15 protein-coding genes are annotated in these 14,647 nt (G+C 53.0%); 12 read left to right on the top strand and 3 right to left on the bottom strand.

The features are described from left to right. Positions 1 to 108: 108 nt before the first annotated feature. From HY845_03855 to HY845_03835, 5 genes are all read left to right on the top strand, one after another. Positions 109 to 603 (top strand): hypothetical protein, encoded by a 495-nt coding sequence (locus HY845_03855; protein QQG51665.1) that lies wholly within the window; start codon positions 109 to 111, stop codon positions 601 to 603. Continuing rightward, the gene (locus HY845_03850; protein QQG51664.1) at positions 600 to 872 is read left to right on the top strand and encodes a hypothetical protein; all 273 of its coding nucleotides are present in this window, start codon (positions 600 to 602) and stop codon (positions 870 to 872) included. The genes HY845_03855 and HY845_03850 overlap by 4 nt, the downstream gene beginning before the upstream one ends. A 184-nt stretch (positions 873 to 1,056) precedes the next feature. Next, positions 1,057 to 3,057, top strand: a complete 2,001-nt coding sequence (locus HY845_03845) for a sodium-translocating pyrophosphatase (GenBank protein QQG51663.1) — start codon at positions 1,057 to 1,059, stop codon at positions 3,055 to 3,057. A gap of 105 nt (positions 3,058 to 3,162) precedes the next feature. After that, complete coding sequence (locus HY845_03840; GenBank protein QQG51662.1) at positions 3,163 to 3,387, top strand: DUF3006 domain-containing protein; 225 nt, start codon at positions 3,163 to 3,165, stop codon at positions 3,385 to 3,387. A 15-nt stretch (positions 3,388 to 3,402) separates the two neighbouring features. Then, the gene (locus HY845_03835; protein ID QQG51661.1) at positions 3,403 to 5,262 is read left to right on the top strand and encodes a VanW family protein; all 1,860 of its coding nucleotides are present in this window, start codon (positions 3,403 to 3,405) and stop codon (positions 5,260 to 5,262) included. On the opposite strand, the gene HY845_03830 is transcribed toward HY845_03835, so the two are convergent. Then, on the bottom strand, positions 5,253 to 6,944 hold the full coding sequence (locus HY845_03830) for a CTP synthase (GenBank protein QQG51660.1): 1,692 nt from the start codon (positions 6,942 to 6,944) through the stop codon (positions 5,253 to 5,255). The two genes, HY845_03835 and HY845_03830, sit on opposite strands and share 10 nt — an antisense overlap. 143 nt (positions 6,945 to 7,087) lie before the next feature. Between HY845_03830 and HY845_03825 the strand changes: the two genes are divergently transcribed. Both HY845_03825 and HY845_03820 read left to right on the top strand, forming a co-directional pair. Further along, on the top strand, positions 7,088 to 7,699 hold the full coding sequence (locus HY845_03825) for a hypothetical protein (protein QQG51659.1): 612 nt from the start codon (positions 7,088 to 7,090) through the stop codon (positions 7,697 to 7,699). A 90-nt stretch (positions 7,700 to 7,789) separates the two neighbouring features. Then, positions 7,790 to 9,160: a phosphomannomutase/phosphoglucomutase gene (locus tag HY845_03820; GenBank protein ID QQG51658.1), complete on the top strand. Its 1,371-nt coding sequence runs from the start codon at positions 7,790 to 7,792 to the stop codon at positions 9,158 to 9,160. A gap of 59 nt (positions 9,161 to 9,219) precedes the next feature. Here the strand turns inward: HY845_03820 and HY845_03815 are convergent, their stop codons facing one another. Further along, positions 9,220 to 9,597: a hypothetical protein gene (locus HY845_03815; GenBank protein QQG51657.1), complete on the bottom strand. Its 378-nt coding sequence runs from the start codon at positions 9,595 to 9,597 to the stop codon at positions 9,220 to 9,222. Between the two features lie 26 nt (positions 9,598 to 9,623). Beyond that, positions 9,624 to 10,604, bottom strand: a complete 981-nt coding sequence (gene trpS / locus HY845_03810) for a tryptophan--tRNA ligase (protein QQG51656.1) — start codon at positions 10,602 to 10,604, stop codon at positions 9,624 to 9,626. Between the two features lie 182 nt (positions 10,605 to 10,786). Between trpS and HY845_03805 the strand changes: the two genes are divergently transcribed. From HY845_03805 to groL, 5 genes are all read left to right on the top strand, one after another. Continuing rightward, positions 10,787 to 11,347: a hypothetical protein gene (locus tag HY845_03805; GenBank protein ID QQG51655.1), complete on the top strand. Its 561-nt coding sequence runs from the start codon at positions 10,787 to 10,789 to the stop codon at positions 11,345 to 11,347. An 83-nt stretch (positions 11,348 to 11,430) separates the two neighbouring features. Next, positions 11,431 to 12,075, top strand: a complete 645-nt coding sequence (locus tag HY845_03800) for a hypothetical protein (GenBank protein ID QQG51654.1) — start codon at positions 11,431 to 11,433, stop codon at positions 12,073 to 12,075. An 83-nt stretch (positions 12,076 to 12,158) separates the two neighbouring features. Beyond that, entirely contained in the window at positions 12,159 to 12,383 is a 225-nt protein-coding gene (locus HY845_03795; GenBank protein ID QQG51653.1) for a hypothetical protein, read from the top strand. 128 nt (positions 12,384 to 12,511) lie between these two features. Further along, entirely contained in the window at positions 12,512 to 12,805 is a 294-nt protein-coding gene (locus tag HY845_03790) for a co-chaperone GroES (GenBank protein QQG51652.1), read from the top strand. A gap of 2 nt (positions 12,806 to 12,807) precedes the next feature. Then, entirely contained in the window at positions 12,808 to 14,439 is a 1,632-nt protein-coding gene (gene groL, locus HY845_03785; GenBank protein ID QQG51651.1) for a chaperonin GroEL, read from the top strand. Positions 14,440 to 14,647 lie beyond the last annotated feature (208 nt).

Here is a 14,647-nt window from a genome sequence, read left to right as displayed (position 1 = left end):
CGTACTAACTGGCGGCCATTTTAGCCTATTTCCTCCTAAAAGTCCAGGGTTTAGTTCGGTTCTTTTATTACTAGCTAAACGGGCCTAAAACAGTATATTTAGAAGGTGATGGCAGTAGGGGAACTATATGGTGGGGCGGCTCTTGAGGGGGCGCAAGATTACAAAGAACCGGTCATTGTGCCGGTGACTCGCGAGCCAAGCGCTAGTGTAGCTACTGAATCTGATGAGCTAGCTACCGACCAAGGCGAGTACAAGCCCACCCCCGATTTCTATGACGGTTTAAACGCCCTGTCGCAAAAGGTTTACGAGTTGGCGCCTAAGGCCCTGGCGCACCTTAATGGTCTTATGGGCCGAGAGCAGGATCATCGCTTAAAGCTAATCGACCAGCGCCTCTCCGGTCAGCAACTTAAGCTTGAGGACGAAACGATTTGGCTGCAGACCATGGAAGAGGAGATCGAGCGCGGCTTGGCCGCTCCCGAGACTTTTCGAGGGGATATTACTACCTATTCGGCACGTATCGAGAGGCGTCAGGGCATAATTGATCAGTTATACGAGCGCCGGCTTGACCATCTGATGGCAAAAAGTGACGGGTCTAATTCATGAGCAACGAAGACTTGATCGAGGCGATTAAGGCTGCTGATGTAGGGCCATTTCGTGAAGTGCGACTGGTTACGCTGGTCCATCACAAGGGCGTCACTCCCGAAGTCGTTGAGACAATCTGCAAGGAATTGAAGGAAGTCAATGATGAAGAAGCCCACGAGCTGAACCATCTTAAGCAGACCCTGAAAGCGATCGAACAAGACGTCGAGACCCTGAAGGCACTGAAGGGCGTGGTCGGTAAAATCAAAAAGACTGCCGCAGCCGCCCACTAACCCCTTTCCCTTTTCCGGCTGGCGAGGCTTCTTGGGCTTCGCGCAGCCGTGCAGGCGAGCGGGAGCGCAAAACTAGGAAGTTTTGACGCGTGCCCAAGAGGCCTCGTCAGCGCTGATCCTCCCTTGTCTTGGTCGCTCGAACCAGTTAAAATAGTCTTACTATATTTTAATTAAGGAGAGGTTCATGACTACTGAGCAATACATTCTTTACGGGGCGACTGGAGCGGGGGCGTTGGCTGTAATCTACGCGTTACTATTAGGGCGTTGGATCAATAGCCGGGCTAACGGCGATGCGCGAATGCAAGAGATCGCCTCGGCCATCCAGCAGGGCGCCAAAGCATATCTGAACCGCCAGTACCGAACGGTTGCCGTCGTGGCTTTGCTCGCCTTCTTACTGCTTGGCTTCTTACTCAACTGGACGATTGCCGGAGGCTTTGTTCTCGGCGCCGTGCTGTCTGCGATGTCGGGGTATATCGGCATGAACGTCTCTGTTCGTGCCAACATCCGGACCGCTGAAGCAGCTAAAACCGGCCTTGTCCCTGCCCTGAATCTAGCTTTCCGCGGTGGCGCAGTTACCGGGCTGATGGTAGTTGGCTTAGGGCTACTTGGCACAACGGTTTTCTATTGGCTGACTCGAGACGTCTCGGCGCTCGTTGGCTTGGCTTTCGGTGGCTCATTAATCTCGATCTTCGCCAGGCTCGGTGGCGGCATTTATACCAAAGCCGCCGATGTCGGAGCGGATTTAGTCGGTAAAGTTGAAGCCGGCATTCCGGAGGATGACCCCCGTAACCCAGCGGTAATTGCCGATAACGTCGGTGATAACGTCGGAGACTGCGCCGGCATGGCTGCTGATTTATTTGAAACTTACGTCGTTACAGCGGTGAGCGCGATGTTGCTGGGCAGCATCCTCTTCGAAGGTAATGACAACGTTATCCTCTACCCCCTAGCCTTAGGCGCCCTATCGATAGTCGCTTCGATTATTGGTAGCTGGTTTGTTCGCTTATCAAGGAGTGGCAACATCATGGGCGCGATGTACAAAGGCTTGATCGCCGCCATCGTTTTAGCGCTCGCTGGCATCTGGCCACTGACGAGCTGGCTGATGAGCGATGAATTTAACGTTGCCAAGCTCTTCGGCGCCGCCGCTATCGGTATCGGCGTTACGGCCGCGATGATGCTTATAACCGAGTACTATACCTCAACTAAGTACCGACCCGTTCGGTCAATTGCCAAAGCCTCGGAAACCGGTCACGCCACCAACATTATTTCCGGGTTAGCGCTCTCAATGCGCTCGACAATGTGGCCAGTGCTGGTTATTGCGGCAGGCGCGCTGGGTGCTTTTGAGCTGGCTGGTCTCTACGGCGTTGCCGTAGCGGCTTTCTCGATGCTTTCCCTGACGGGTTTGATTGTCGCCATTGACGCCTTCGGCCCGATTACTGATAACGCTGGCGGGATTGCCGAAATGGCAGAACTACCGAGCGAAGTCCGCACTGTCACTGATGCGCTTGACGCTGTTGGCAACACTACTAAAGCCGTTACGAAAGGTTACGCGATCGCTTCGGCCGGCTTGGCGGCCCTGGTACTCTTCGCCTCTTACACGCAAGAAATTGCCGCTAAGGGTGTCGATATCGCTTACAGCCTATCCGACCCGTACGTCATCGCTGGACTCTTTATCGGCGGTCTGATGCCGTATCTCTTTGCCGCGATGTCGATGGAAGCCGTCGGCCGCGCTGCTAGCGCCGTCGTGAGCGAAGTACGCCGTCAGTTCAAGGAGCGTCGCGGTATTCTCGAAGGCAAGATTAAGCCCGACTACGCCCGCGCCGTCTCAATAGTTACTGGTGCTGCCTTACGAGAGATGATTGTCCCGGCGCTCCTGCCAGTAGTCGTGCCGATTCTTGTCGGCTGGCTCTTAGGTCCAGCGGCGCTAGGTGGTCTGTTGATTGGCTCGATCGTCACAGGGCTGTTTGTGGCTCTGTCGATGACTACCGGAGGCGCGGCTTGGGATAACGCCAAGAAGTACATCGAAGAAGGTAATCACGGTGGCAAGGGTTCTGAAGCCCATAAAGCCTCGGTCACTGGAGACACCGTCGGCGATCCGTACAAAGACACTGCTGGCCCAGCTATAAATCCCATGATAAAAATTGCCAACATTGTGGCAATTTTGATCATCACACTAGTAATCCGATGATAGCGAGCGATTTATCAAATCGAGAGCTTTCTGAGGCGCAGCCGCTGATCAAGATTGCGAATATCGTGGCGATTTTAATTATCGCCTTGGTAATACGTTGAGGCTATGGTTGAACGACAACCGTTCCACTGGGTTGTCGACCGCTTCGAGAACGGCCACGCGGTACTAACAAGCCCAAAAGGCGAGGCGATCGTCCCGCGGACGATGATGCCCGCCAGCTGCAAAGAGGGTGACGTCCTAACGGCCGAGTTTTTCTTACTAAAAAATGAGCGCAAGCGTCGCGAGAATGTTGCTCGGGCGCTGCTTGAAGAGATCTTGGGCGCCGAGTAGAGTCAATAACGTATCATGAGCACGACAACAACTACCGTTCCCTTCTCCTTGAGGTGGCTCGACAAGCTGCTTCGTTCAGGGTCTAAAGCCAAGCGAAGCGCGGTAGCAAGCCTAGTAGTCGTAGCGCTGTTGGCGTTGCTGTATCTGGCTTACAGTCTAATATTCTTGGGACGGGTTTACCCTAACGTATTCGTCGGGACGCAACAGTACAGCGGCCTGAAACTGTCAGCAGTTGAGGAGCGTTTAAATACCGTCGTCTCATCTTCCCTCTCGCAACCCCTAAATCTTAATTACGCCGGCAAAACCTATTCGGTTTCAGCTAAAGAGGCGAACTGGTCGGCCGACACTAAAGGCACCGCCGAGACAATTTTCAAGGTCGGACGACAGGCCGATTGGACTCAAAGTCTACTCGAGCAGGTTACGGCGCCGTTCTACAGCCGCCACCATTATGTTCAGGCCGAGTACGACGAGACTTACCTAAAGACCACCCTTTCCGGCATCGCTGAGTCGATCGACGAACCAGCCGTGAACGCCAGCGCTGAGTTCGAGGGGGATAAGTTAGTCATCACTCACGCCAAATCAGGCGAGACGATTAACCAAGAAACTCTCCTTGGCCAAATTCTCGATCGTTGGTCGAGTGGCAGCACTGAGCCAATCGAGCTGGTTCGCCAAAAGGCTGAGCCTAGTATCGTTATTGACGACGAAGTTGCGCTCAAAACCGCTGCTGAGAGTTTGGCAACAAAGAAAATAACCTTAGTTTGGGAAGGCGGCCGCAAGGATTTAAACAAAGGAGACGTTAACCGACTCGTTGACTTTACCGGCGTTCAACAGCCAGGCTCACTTTCTGGCAAGAAGGTCTTGCGCGCCAGTTTCACCGACAATAAAACGCGGTCCTATCTTCAGGAGCTGTCGGCTGAATCGATCGACCAACCAGCCAAGGATCCAAAACTCGGCATAAAAGAAGGTAAATTGGTAATTCTTGAGGGCGCCTCGGAGGGACGAGTAGTGGATATCGACGTAAGTGCCAAAACTGTTCTGGCAGTGCTAAACGATCCGACCGCGACCGAGGCTAGTTTGACCTTCAAAGCTCAAAAGCCACTAATTACTGAGAATAACCTCGATTCGCTAGGGATTAAGGAGATCGTCGGACTTGGCGAGACTAGCTTTGCCGGCTCACCAGCTAACCGCCGAGCCAATATCGCCAACGGCGTGCGGCTATTGCAGAGTACGCTAGTCAAACCAGGCGACGAGTTCTCGACGGTCAAGACGCTCGGGGCGGTTGACGGTACGACCGGCTTCTTGCCGGAACTGGTGATCAAAGAGAACAAGACTACCCCAGAATTCGGTGGAGGCCTCTGCCAAGTCTCAACAACTCTGTTTCGAGCCGTTCTGAACGCTGGCCTAAAAGTTACGGAGCGCCAAAACCACTCATATCGAGTGTCTTATTACGAGCCGCCGGTTGGACTGGATGCGACAATTTACCTGCCAAAGCCCGATTTCAAATTCCTTAACGACACCGGCAACTATCTTTTAGTTCAAGGCCAAGTTATTGGCAGCAAAGTTATCTTTGAACTCTGGGGAACCAAGGATGGACGTGTTTCAAGCCTTACGACGCCGATCGTTACTAACGTCTTGCCACCACCACCGGAAGTCCGCACCGAGACGGATACTCTGATGGTCGGCGAAGTGAAGCAGACCGAAAAGGCTCATGAGGGGGCAACAGCCGTGGTGGCTTACACTGTGACCCGTAACGGCCAGGTGATTAATAAACAAACATTCAAGTCGGTTTACAAACCCTGGGCGGCGAAATTCCTGGTTGGTACAAAACAACCTGAGAGTCCGCCACCTGTTGAACCGCCACCCCCTCAGCCCTGACTTCGTTTTCGCGTGCGACCGGGTACTTGCCGATAGTGTAACGGCAATCTTTGGGTGGGTTCGTTATCTTTGTGGAACCTTCCCGCAGCCTCAACAAAACCGACAAAAAGCGGGTGTGGGCGCAACGGGCGGCTCCGGAATTCTGGGTGAAACTGACAGGCCAGGAAATAAGGATGGTCTTTCAGCTCTATGAGCTCGACAAGATCCAGCGCATTATTCACACCTGCTACAATAAACTCTCCCCCCTCCTCAAGAACTGGTCGGTAGGCGTTGTTAAACTCGTAGCGGTGACGGTGTCGTTCCTGAATTGAGGCCTTACCGTACAGCTCCCGAGCCTTGGTCCCCTGAGCCAAGCGACAGGGGTAATTGCCGAGCCTCATCGAGCCGCCATACTCAAGGTGAGCCAGTTTTTTAACTTGATCTGACATCGTCGTGATTACTGGCTCGCGAGCGTTGCCATCAAATTCGGTCGAATTAGCTTCCTCGAGCCCTAGGACGTTGCGAGCGTATTCAATTGTTGCGAGTTGCATTCCCAAACACAGACCCAAGAAAGGAATCTGGTTTTCCCGAGCGTATTGGATCGCGAGTAGCATCCCCTTGATCCCTCGCTTGCCAAAGCCACCAGGGACGCAGATTCCGTCTAGGTCCGCCAAAAGCGTTGTTCCGACTTGCTCGACTCGCTCGCTATCTATCAACACAACAGAAAGTCCGTGGGTCGACTGCCAGCCGGCCGCCTTCAGTGCCTCAATTACCGAGAAGTAGGTATCGCTCATCGACATATACTTGCCGACCAGGCCGATTTTAAGCGTTGTTTTGCGCCGCCGACGAATGCGACGTACAAGCGCCTCCCAGTCGTTGCTGCGCTGTCGAGGGATCTTTAGCTTCAAATAATTCAGGACTAAACGGTCAACTTTTTGCGCAGCGATCACTAGCGGCACGGCGTAAACAGTATCAATCGTCTCGAGGCCGACAACCGCCTCCTCGGGCAGTCCGCCAAAAAGTGCGATCTTTTTTAACTGTTGCCTGTCGATTGGGTGATCAGCACGACAGAAAACGATATCTGGCTGAATACCGCGCGCTCTTAAATCTATAATCGAGTTTTGAATCGGCTTGGTTTTTGTCTCCTGCGAAGAGTCTAGATATGGTAAGTAGCCGACATGGACGAACAAGACATTATTGCGTCCTCTCTCCCACGCGACTTGACGCGCTACTTCAATGAAGTGGCTGCCTTCAATGTCACCGACAGTGCCACCGATTTCTATGACCAGGATATCGGCCTCGGATTGCTCGGCCGCTCTGTAAAGCCGCTCTTTGATCTCGTTAGTGACGTGCGGGATGACCTGGATAGTTTTGCCCAGGTACTTGCCCTGGCGTTCCTTCTCGATAACACTGCGGTAAATTGCGCCGCTCATCACAGAGGAGTCGCGCGTTAGCTCCACATCAAGAAAACGCTCGTAGTGGCCCAAATCTAGATCTGTTTCGGCGCCATCAGCGGTCACGAAACACTCGCCGTGCTCAGCGGGGTTCAGAGTGCCGGCGTCAACGTTTAAATACGGGTCAAATTTTTGCAGGAAAACTTCGTAGCCGCGATTTTTCAGAGTGTTAGCAAGAGAGGCGGCGACAATTCCTTTACCCACCCCAGAGAGGACTCCGCCGGTAACGAAGACGAACTTCGCCGACATCTAAGCTACCCTACGTTACCGAGCCATTTTCGTCAAACAGAGGGCCTGAATCTTGACTTTTGAACCTGTTTGTGCTATGGTTTTTTAACGTTTTGTACCCGCTCTCAACCGAGAGCACGACAATCAGGACAAAGAGGTGCTATGTGGCTGCAACTGAGCTATCCGCAATCGAGAAGTTCCGCCAGGAGCAGAGCTTCTTTCTCGTCAACCGACGCCAGCTCTTTAAGGGTTGGCCCCACGTCAAACAAGCGGTTGTCACCGCCTACTATCTATTCGGTAACGGCGACCGCCGTGACGCCCCGACCAACGACTGGGGTCTGCTTCTTCGCAATATGGTCCCCGCCCAGCGGGAGCGCGAGTACTGGTTAAAGCAGCGAGAAAAGATCGCCGAAGCCTTAGGGCCGTCGGCGACCGAGAGGCAGGTGTTGGAGAAGCTCGACAAGCAGATCTACGCCACCTTGCTTAGCTACTACCAGGCCGGACCGACCGAGGTCCGAACCCGTATGGGTTGGGTCGAGGAGGACAAACGGGACGGCGTCCGCAATTCCAACGCCTTGCTGGCGCGCAAGCTCAGCGAGGTAAAGAAGATGCGTAAGGCCGGAATCCGGTCCGATCGCCAGATCCAGATCGCTGGTAGCAGGGGGTTGGAACAAATTCCCGGCATAGCGAAGAAAACGGCGACCAAAATCGTCACGGCTGTAGGAGACAAGAAGCTTCGAGCTCGTAAGCCCCAACAGCTGGTACTGTTCACCTAGAGTCGCGCCCTCTTTGTCCGTCCTTGAGTCCCCCGTACAATCGTGCGGGGGCTCTTCTTTTACCCCTGAAAACGGGTTAAAATTTCCTCAATGGAATTCGACCGGACAATCTTTAAAGCCTACGACGTTCGCGGTATCTACCCAGGGCAAATCAACGAAGCCGCCGTTAAGCGCATCGCCCAGGCGTACGCGGCCTTTTTGAAGCCGAAAGTGGTGGCGGTTGGCCGGGACGTCCGCACAAGTGGCCCGGTCCTACAAAAAGCCGTCATCGACGGCCTAATCGAAGCTGGCGTTAACGTTGTCGATATCGGCGTGGGCTCCACCGACAGCTTGTATTTCGCCGTTGGCTACTACCATTACGACGGCGGTATTCAGGTTTCCGCTTCACACAACCCGGCCGAATATAACGGCCTGAAGATTATCGCTGCTGGCGCGGCCGCTATTTCTGGCGATACCGGTCTGAAGGAAATTCAAGCACTCGCCACGGGCAATCAAGATCTTTCTGGCGAGAATGAGGGCGAAGTACACTCGCGGGATATAAGTGAGGATTATTTAGATTTCCTGGCTACGTTTACCGATTTTGAGACGCTCACTACGCTCAAGTTGGTGGCGAATAACAACTTTGGCGCTACTGGCGCGTTTGTTGAAAAGTTAATTGATCGACTTGGGATGTCGGAAGCGATCGAACTTATTAAACTTAATTTTGAGCCAGACGGTAGTTTCCCTAAAGGCCGGCCCGATCCTCTGATCCCAGAAAACCGCGCCGAGACCAGCCAGCTAGTTATCAATTCTGGTGCTGATATGGCGGTGGCCTGGGATGCTGATGGTGACCGCTGCTACATTGCTGATGAGAACGGCCTTTTTATCGAGGGTTGCCACCTCACCGCACTTCTTGCTGGGCACTTACTCCAGAAGCATCCGGGCGAAAAAATAATTTACGAGCCGCGCAATATTTGGGCCGCCGAGGAAACGATCAAGGCGAACGGTGGCGTACCTGTTTTAAATAAAACGGGTCACGGATTTATCAAAAACCGCATGAAAAGCGAAGACGCCCTGTTTGCCGGCGAGATGAGCGGCCACTTTTACTTCCGCGACTTCTTTTTTGCCGACAACGGCATTATCCCGTTCCTGCTGATGCTGAATATCATTGCCGCTAACCCCGGAAAAAAAGTTTCCGAGATTGCGCGTACGTTAAGAGACAAGTACTTTGTCTCAGGCGAAATTAACTTTAAAGTCACAGACGTACCAACTGCGTTAGCGGAAATTGAGAAGAAGTACCAAGACGGCGTAATCGATCGAACCGACGGCCTCTCTGTAAGTTTTGGCACTTGGCGCTTCAACTTACGCTCCAGTAACACCGAACCGCTCCTGCGCCTGAATGTTGAAGCCAAAGATAATGAGCAGCTCTGTTCGGAAAAGTCTGCTGAATTACGACAACTGATCGAGACATTTGCCAGTTAAAAGACGGGACCCCTCGCGGTGTGGCGAGGGGTCAGAGTGACGAATGTGAGAACTAGCCGTTATTTTCCCGACTTTGGTCGTTTGGTTCTGCCGAGCGGCAGCCTGAAGACCTCACAGAACGGCGATGTATCGGCGCAAGGCCGGCAGACCGCGTTCAGGAAAGGTTCGCTGTTGCCGACCGCTCCTTCGGCGACGTAAACGAACCGTTCTTCTTCCAGAAAGGCCCCATTGACGACCGTCTCCTCCCCCTCAGGGCAGAAGAAGCATCGGTGCTTCATATCCAGATCGTCAAAGGGCAGCTGGCTGGGTTTTCTGGGTCGCTCGTTGAGCGCCGCCAGGCTGGTTGTGTCTCGCCGGTAGCGAGCAGCTTTGTTCTCGTCATGTGAGTTGTACGACAAGGCTTCCTCCGTGAATTGTCTTTCGGATAAAGACGCCACTATTGTAGTTTCTTTAACCTATTAGGTCAATCGTTGAGGTTGAGGCCAAGCGCTTTTTTGACGACCAGGAGCGTCTCTTGGGCTACGGGACGGGCTTTGCCGGCGCCCTCTTCCAGCAGCCGTCGGATTTTTGCGGGATCGTCCATGAGGGCGTGATAGGTTTTCTGCACCGGCGCCAAAAAGGCGTTGATGTCCTCGGTTAATTGTTCCTTCAGCTCGGTGTAACGCAAGGTGCCTTTCTTCTGCTGCTCTTCGAAGTGCAGATACGTTTCAGGCTCGCTGAAGTTTTCAAGCAGTAGGAAAAGATTGGCTACCCCAGGACTCATTTGGCTGTAGTTGGGGTCAGAGTCGGTTACGGCTCGCTTGAGCGTCTGCTCAACGACACTCGGCTCGTCGAGCAGCGTTATGGCGCTACCCGGGACGGATTTGGACATTTTCTTTGTCGGGTTGTTTAAGGCCATGACTCGGCCAGCTTTATTTAATTGAACTTTTGGTTGCGCTAACGTTTGGCCGTAAAGGTTATTAAGGGTTTCGACGATGTCTCTCGTTAATTCGACGTGCTGAGCTTGATCCTCGCCGACTGGCACGATCTCTGGTCGATAGATCAATATATCGGCGGCCATTAACACCGGATAAGCAAACAGCCCCGCGTTCTGGCCGTGACGATCGGACTTTTCTTTGTACTGCGTCATTCTTGAGAGCGCCCCGACAGAAGTCAGGCTCATCAGGAGCCAGCAAAGCTCGGCGTGCTCCGGCACTTGGGATTGGACGAATAAGCTAGCCGATTTCGGGTCGATCCCGAGTGCCACCAGCATCGCCGCCGTCGAGAGGACATTTTGACGTAGCTCGGCGGCTTTCGGGCGCTGGGTTAAGGCGTGATAATCGACGATGAAAAAATAGGCGTCATAGTCGTCCTGCAACTCGACCCACTGCTTGATAGCGCCCAGATAGTTGCCGATGTGTAGAACGCCAGTCGGTTGGATGCCGCTGACTAAACGCTTTGCCATTACAGGAAGATTGTACCTGAAATAACCCGCTTGCAGTCACCTACGCACCGGCGTACGGTTTTCCTTACACGCTCTTCACAATTTGGGCGAACACGGAGGTTGTTATGCGCTACGCGTCGCTGTTCCTGTGCCTATTTCTTCTCCCGGTCTGCGCGCACGCGCTTCGGGTCCAGAAGTACCGGATGGGGGTAGATATCCTCATCTTTCGTCACTTTGTCGGCGGTAAAAGTGAGGCCTGGGTTAGAAACAATACCAAGGCCAAGCGAGTATCCGTTGCCGGCTTCTTCGGCCGCAAGACTGTTAACGGCCGCAAGCTTTTCCACGGTGTTGATCTCTGGATTCTTGATGGCAAAGTTCGTATCCCTTCGCGCTTTAACCGTCCGATCCTGGTTTCGCACTGGGATGGGAAGGTCGAAATCGTCGCGAACATCAAGGCAATCAAAGACCTGACTAACGTCATGTCTGCCGAAGCGGGTATGAAAAACCCGCCAAAGCCAAGCGAACGATTAGCTCGCCAGTTCTGGGCCGTAAAGAATGGTTTCTACTTCCATTTCGAGATGGTCGGAACAGCCTCACGGTGTCTGAGGGTGGCTAAGCAGTGGGGTTTCGGCACGATAATCCACTTCGACGGCGGATCTTCGCTAGTGGCCAAGTTCAGCCCGTCGTATGCTACGGTCTACCACAAGCCCAAGTCCCAGGATTTGCCGGTCAACTCGGCCAGGCTTCAGCTGGCCAGCAACTGACCCATAGATAAGTGTCCCGTCATTAATGGCGGGACACAGTCTTAATCGTTGCCAGTAAAAGTGCAAAGCGCTACCATTGACTCATGAAAAGGGCCCAGGTTATTTTCCTAGTCATTGGGTTAATAGTAGGCTTACTAGTTGGCTCGTATTTCCCTGTAAAAAACTGGTTCAATTACGAGGCTGCTGACAGCGCCACCCTCCCCCTAGTTGCGCCGCCTGAAGAATTTGCTCCCTCAACTGAGCTAGGGACCGCTGTCAACTCGATAATTCAAGTCTCCATACAGGAAAACGGAGTGGAAGCGTTCAAGAAGACTGGTCCGACTAAAGTGACGTTGTCTCAGGGCTGTTCTTCGGGGGTGCTCGAAGAGATCAGGAAAAAAATCCAGGAGCGCTTTGACGACATATTCAATAACGGTAACTGCAGTATCTTTCAAGTTATCTTCACGGGCATGTTCGACATCACCGTTGAGAAGGGAACCGTTAGTGGAAACACGAGGGTTACCTGGAAGTATGAAGGTGATATGACAATCTACCGAGTCAACGAAGACTGTGAAGTAGAGAGCGAGACCTTCCCGTGGCGTCTAAGCGGCCAATATGAGTCTGGCGTAAAAAACAAGGCCGACCAGTGGATTTTGATCTGCAAGGATGCAATTCCTTGGCAATTCTCCGTGAAGCCAAATTGGGACCGTGACTGTCCGTGTGCCAACCCAGTTGAACTCCCCGCTTAAACGGAGCCAAACGATCTTCGCGCATTGATTTGTCAGGTTTTGATACCTATACTTCGTTGGACCGCTTAGGCGGAGCAAATATCATGAAACGTCCGCATTTTCTCGCCGTTGGCCTGGCTTGGCTGATTCTCATCTCCTACGGGGTATTCATTATCGACGGTTTGCCGCTGATGCTGGCTGATCATCGATGGCTGGACGCGGGCATGTGCGTCGTTGTCCTTACGGTTGGCGTATTACTTTTTCGCTCAACACGCCTTGGTCGCTATGTCCTCACCTGGATACCCTCACGTCCGAAACAACCTAAGTGAGCGGATTGACTGCTCGCTCAGTGCCCCGCCCGTCAAACGGCGGGGCTTCTACGTTACGGCCTCTTGACGCTATGTAAAGTAAACTTTACAATGCTTCAAGAAACAAACTAAGTAGGAGGTTTGATTGAATGAAGATTCGACCATTAGGTGACCGTCTAGTTGTGAAGCCACTAAGCGCCGAGACTACCTCAAAGTCCGGCATCGTTATACCTGATACCGCCAAAGAAAAGCCGCAGCAGGGCGAGGTAATTGCTGTAGGCGCGGGACGTCTGGATAAAGACGGCAAGCGCGTACCGTTAGAGGTGAAAGTCGGCGACCGGGTAATGTTTACCCGTTACGGCGGCGACGAATTCAAGTTAAACGACGAGGAAGTTAAGATCCTGCGCGAAGACGAGATCCTCGGAATTTTGGAGACTAAATAATCATGGCAAAACAAATTAAGTTTTCTCAGGACGCCCGCGACAAAATTAAACACGGCGTCAACGTGCTTGCTGATACGGTTAAGGTAACGCTAGGTCCCAAGGGTCGTAATGTGCTGCTCGACAAAGGTTTTGGCGGCCCAACAATCACTAACGACGGCGTCACGATCGCCAAAGAAATTGATCTGGAAGATAAATTCGAGAACATGGGTGCTCAGCTCGTCAAAGAAGTTGCTTCCAAGACTAACGACAACGTTGGGGACGGCACCACTACTGCCACGCTGCTTGCCCAGGCGATGATCAACGACGGTTTGAAGAACGTCGCCGCTGGTTCTAACGCTATGGCGATTCGCCGCGGTATCGAGCGCGCCACCGAAGCGGTTGTTGATCATCTCAAGAAGAACGCCAAGAAGATTTCGACCAAGGAAGAGATCGCTCAGGTCGCCTCAATCTCCGCCAACGATCCAGAGATTGGTGAACTGATCGCCGAGGTTTTTGATAAAGTCGGCAACTCCGGCGTCATTACCGTCGAGCAGTCACAATCGATCGGTACCGAGTACGAGCTGACCGAGGGTATGCAGTTTGACCAAGGCTATCTCTCCGCCTACATGGTCACCGATACAAGCCGCATGGAGGCTGTTATCGAGAAACCTTATCTGCTAATTACCGACAAGAAAATCTCAAGTATTCAAGAAATCCTGCCGCTACTCGAAAAACTTGCCCAACTGGGCAAGAAAGAGCTGGTCATTATATCCGAAGACCTCGAGGGCGAGGCTTTAGCGACAATTGTTGTTAACAAGTTGCGCGGCATTTTGAATATTCTGGCCGTTAAGGCTCCAGGGTTTGGCGACCGACGCAAAGAGATGTTGCAGGACATCGCGACGCTTACTGGCGGCGAAGTCATTAGTGAAGAAAAAGGCATGAAGCTTGACGAAGCAACTTTAGAGATGCTCGGCCAGGCTCGTCGCGTTGTGGCTGACAAAGAGAAAACCACCATCGTTGACGGTAAAGGCGCGCAAAAAGATATTCAGGCTCGTGTTAGTCAAATCAAGGCCCAGATCGACAAGGCAACTAGCGATTATGACAAAGACAAACTCAAAGAACGTCTCGGCAAACTCTCAGGAGGTGTTGCTGTTATCAAAGTTGGCGCCGCGTCGGAAGTTGAACAAAAAGAAAAACAGCACCGTGTTGAGGACGCCAAAGAAGCGACCCGTGCCGCGATCGAAGAGGGTGTGGTTAGCGGTGGTGGCGTCGCCTTGCTTGAAGCCCACCAGGCTCTAAACAAGGGTAAGTTTGATGGCGACGAAGAGATCGGTCGCGAGATTGTCTCTCGTTCGCTTGTCGTCCCGGCCTGGCAGATTGCCAGTAACGCTGGCGCTGAGGGCTCAGTGATCGTTGCCCGCATCCTTGAAGGCAAAAAAGGCTCAGGTTACGACGCCCAAGAAAATAAGATGGTTGATATGATCGCCGCTGGCATCATCGACCCGCTCAAAGTCACGCGTGCAGCGTTGCAGAACGCCGCATCCGTTGCCGCGATGGTCTTGACAACCGAAGCCGCCGTCACTGATTTACCTGAGAAAAAAGAACCAATGCCCCCGATGCCTGACATGGGCGGTATGGGTGGGATGGGAATGTAATATCTCTTCAAGAGATGCAGAGAAGCGCCGCAAGGCGCTTTTTTGTTTTGCAGAGGGGTAGGGGTGCTACTTGCGAAGCGCTGCCCTACCCCTCTGCACTCCCCACCCAAGCACGCTTGCCCCAGGCGGGTGGAGAAAACTGGCTCGCTGGTTCTGTTGCAACAGATGCATGGCTCGCCAGTTTTCGGAGTAAAGAAGAGCTCCGCCT

The sequence above is a fragment of the Candidatus Berkelbacteria bacterium genome (assembly GCA_016432625.1).
Classification (GTDB): domain Bacteria; phylum Patescibacteriota; class UBA1384; order 2-12-FULL-50-11; family 2-12-FULL-50-11.
Note: the sequence above shows the minus strand (reverse complement) of the source record. Positions and strands in the feature narration are given on the sequence as shown.

Excerpts from the sequence above, each read along its gene's own strand:
- HY845_03790 (QQG51652.1), top strand. The coding sequence starts at position 12,512 with ATGAAGATTCGACCATTAGGTGACCGTCTAGTTGTGAAGCCACTAAGC.
- HY845_03800 (QQG51654.1), top strand. The coding sequence starts at position 11,431 with ATGAAAAGGGCCCAGGTTATTTTCCTAGTCATTGGGTTAATAGTAGGC.
- HY845_03845 (QQG51663.1), top strand. The coding sequence starts at position 1,057 with ATGACTACTGAGCAATACATTCTTTACGGGGCGACTGGAGCGGGGGCG.
- HY845_03830 (QQG51660.1), bottom strand. The coding sequence starts at position 6,944 with ATGTCGGCGAAGTTCGTCTTCGTTACCGGCGGAGTCCTCTCTGGGGTG.
- HY845_03840 (QQG51662.1), top strand. The coding sequence starts at position 3,163 with ATGGTTGAACGACAACCGTTCCACTGGGTTGTCGACCGCTTCGAGAAC.
- HY845_03855 (QQG51665.1), top strand. The coding sequence starts at position 109 with ATGGCAGTAGGGGAACTATATGGTGGGGCGGCTCTTGAGGGGGCGCAA.
- HY845_03835 (QQG51661.1), top strand. The coding sequence starts at position 3,403 with ATGAGCACGACAACAACTACCGTTCCCTTCTCCTTGAGGTGGCTCGAC.
- HY845_03820 (QQG51658.1), top strand. The coding sequence starts at position 7,790 with ATGGAATTCGACCGGACAATCTTTAAAGCCTACGACGTTCGCGGTATC.
- groL (QQG51651.1), top strand. The coding sequence starts at position 12,808 with ATGGCAAAACAAATTAAGTTTTCTCAGGACGCCCGCGACAAAATTAAA.
- trpS (QQG51656.1), bottom strand. The coding sequence starts at position 10,604 with ATGGCAAAGCGTTTAGTCAGCGGCATCCAACCGACTGGCGTTCTACAC.
- HY845_03850 (QQG51664.1), top strand. The coding sequence starts at position 600 with ATGAGCAACGAAGACTTGATCGAGGCGATTAAGGCTGCTGATGTAGGG.
- HY845_03795 (QQG51653.1), top strand. The coding sequence starts at position 12,159 with ATGAAACGTCCGCATTTTCTCGCCGTTGGCCTGGCTTGGCTGATTCTC.
- HY845_03805 (QQG51655.1), top strand. The coding sequence starts at position 10,787 with ATGGGGGTAGATATCCTCATCTTTCGTCACTTTGTCGGCGGTAAAAGT.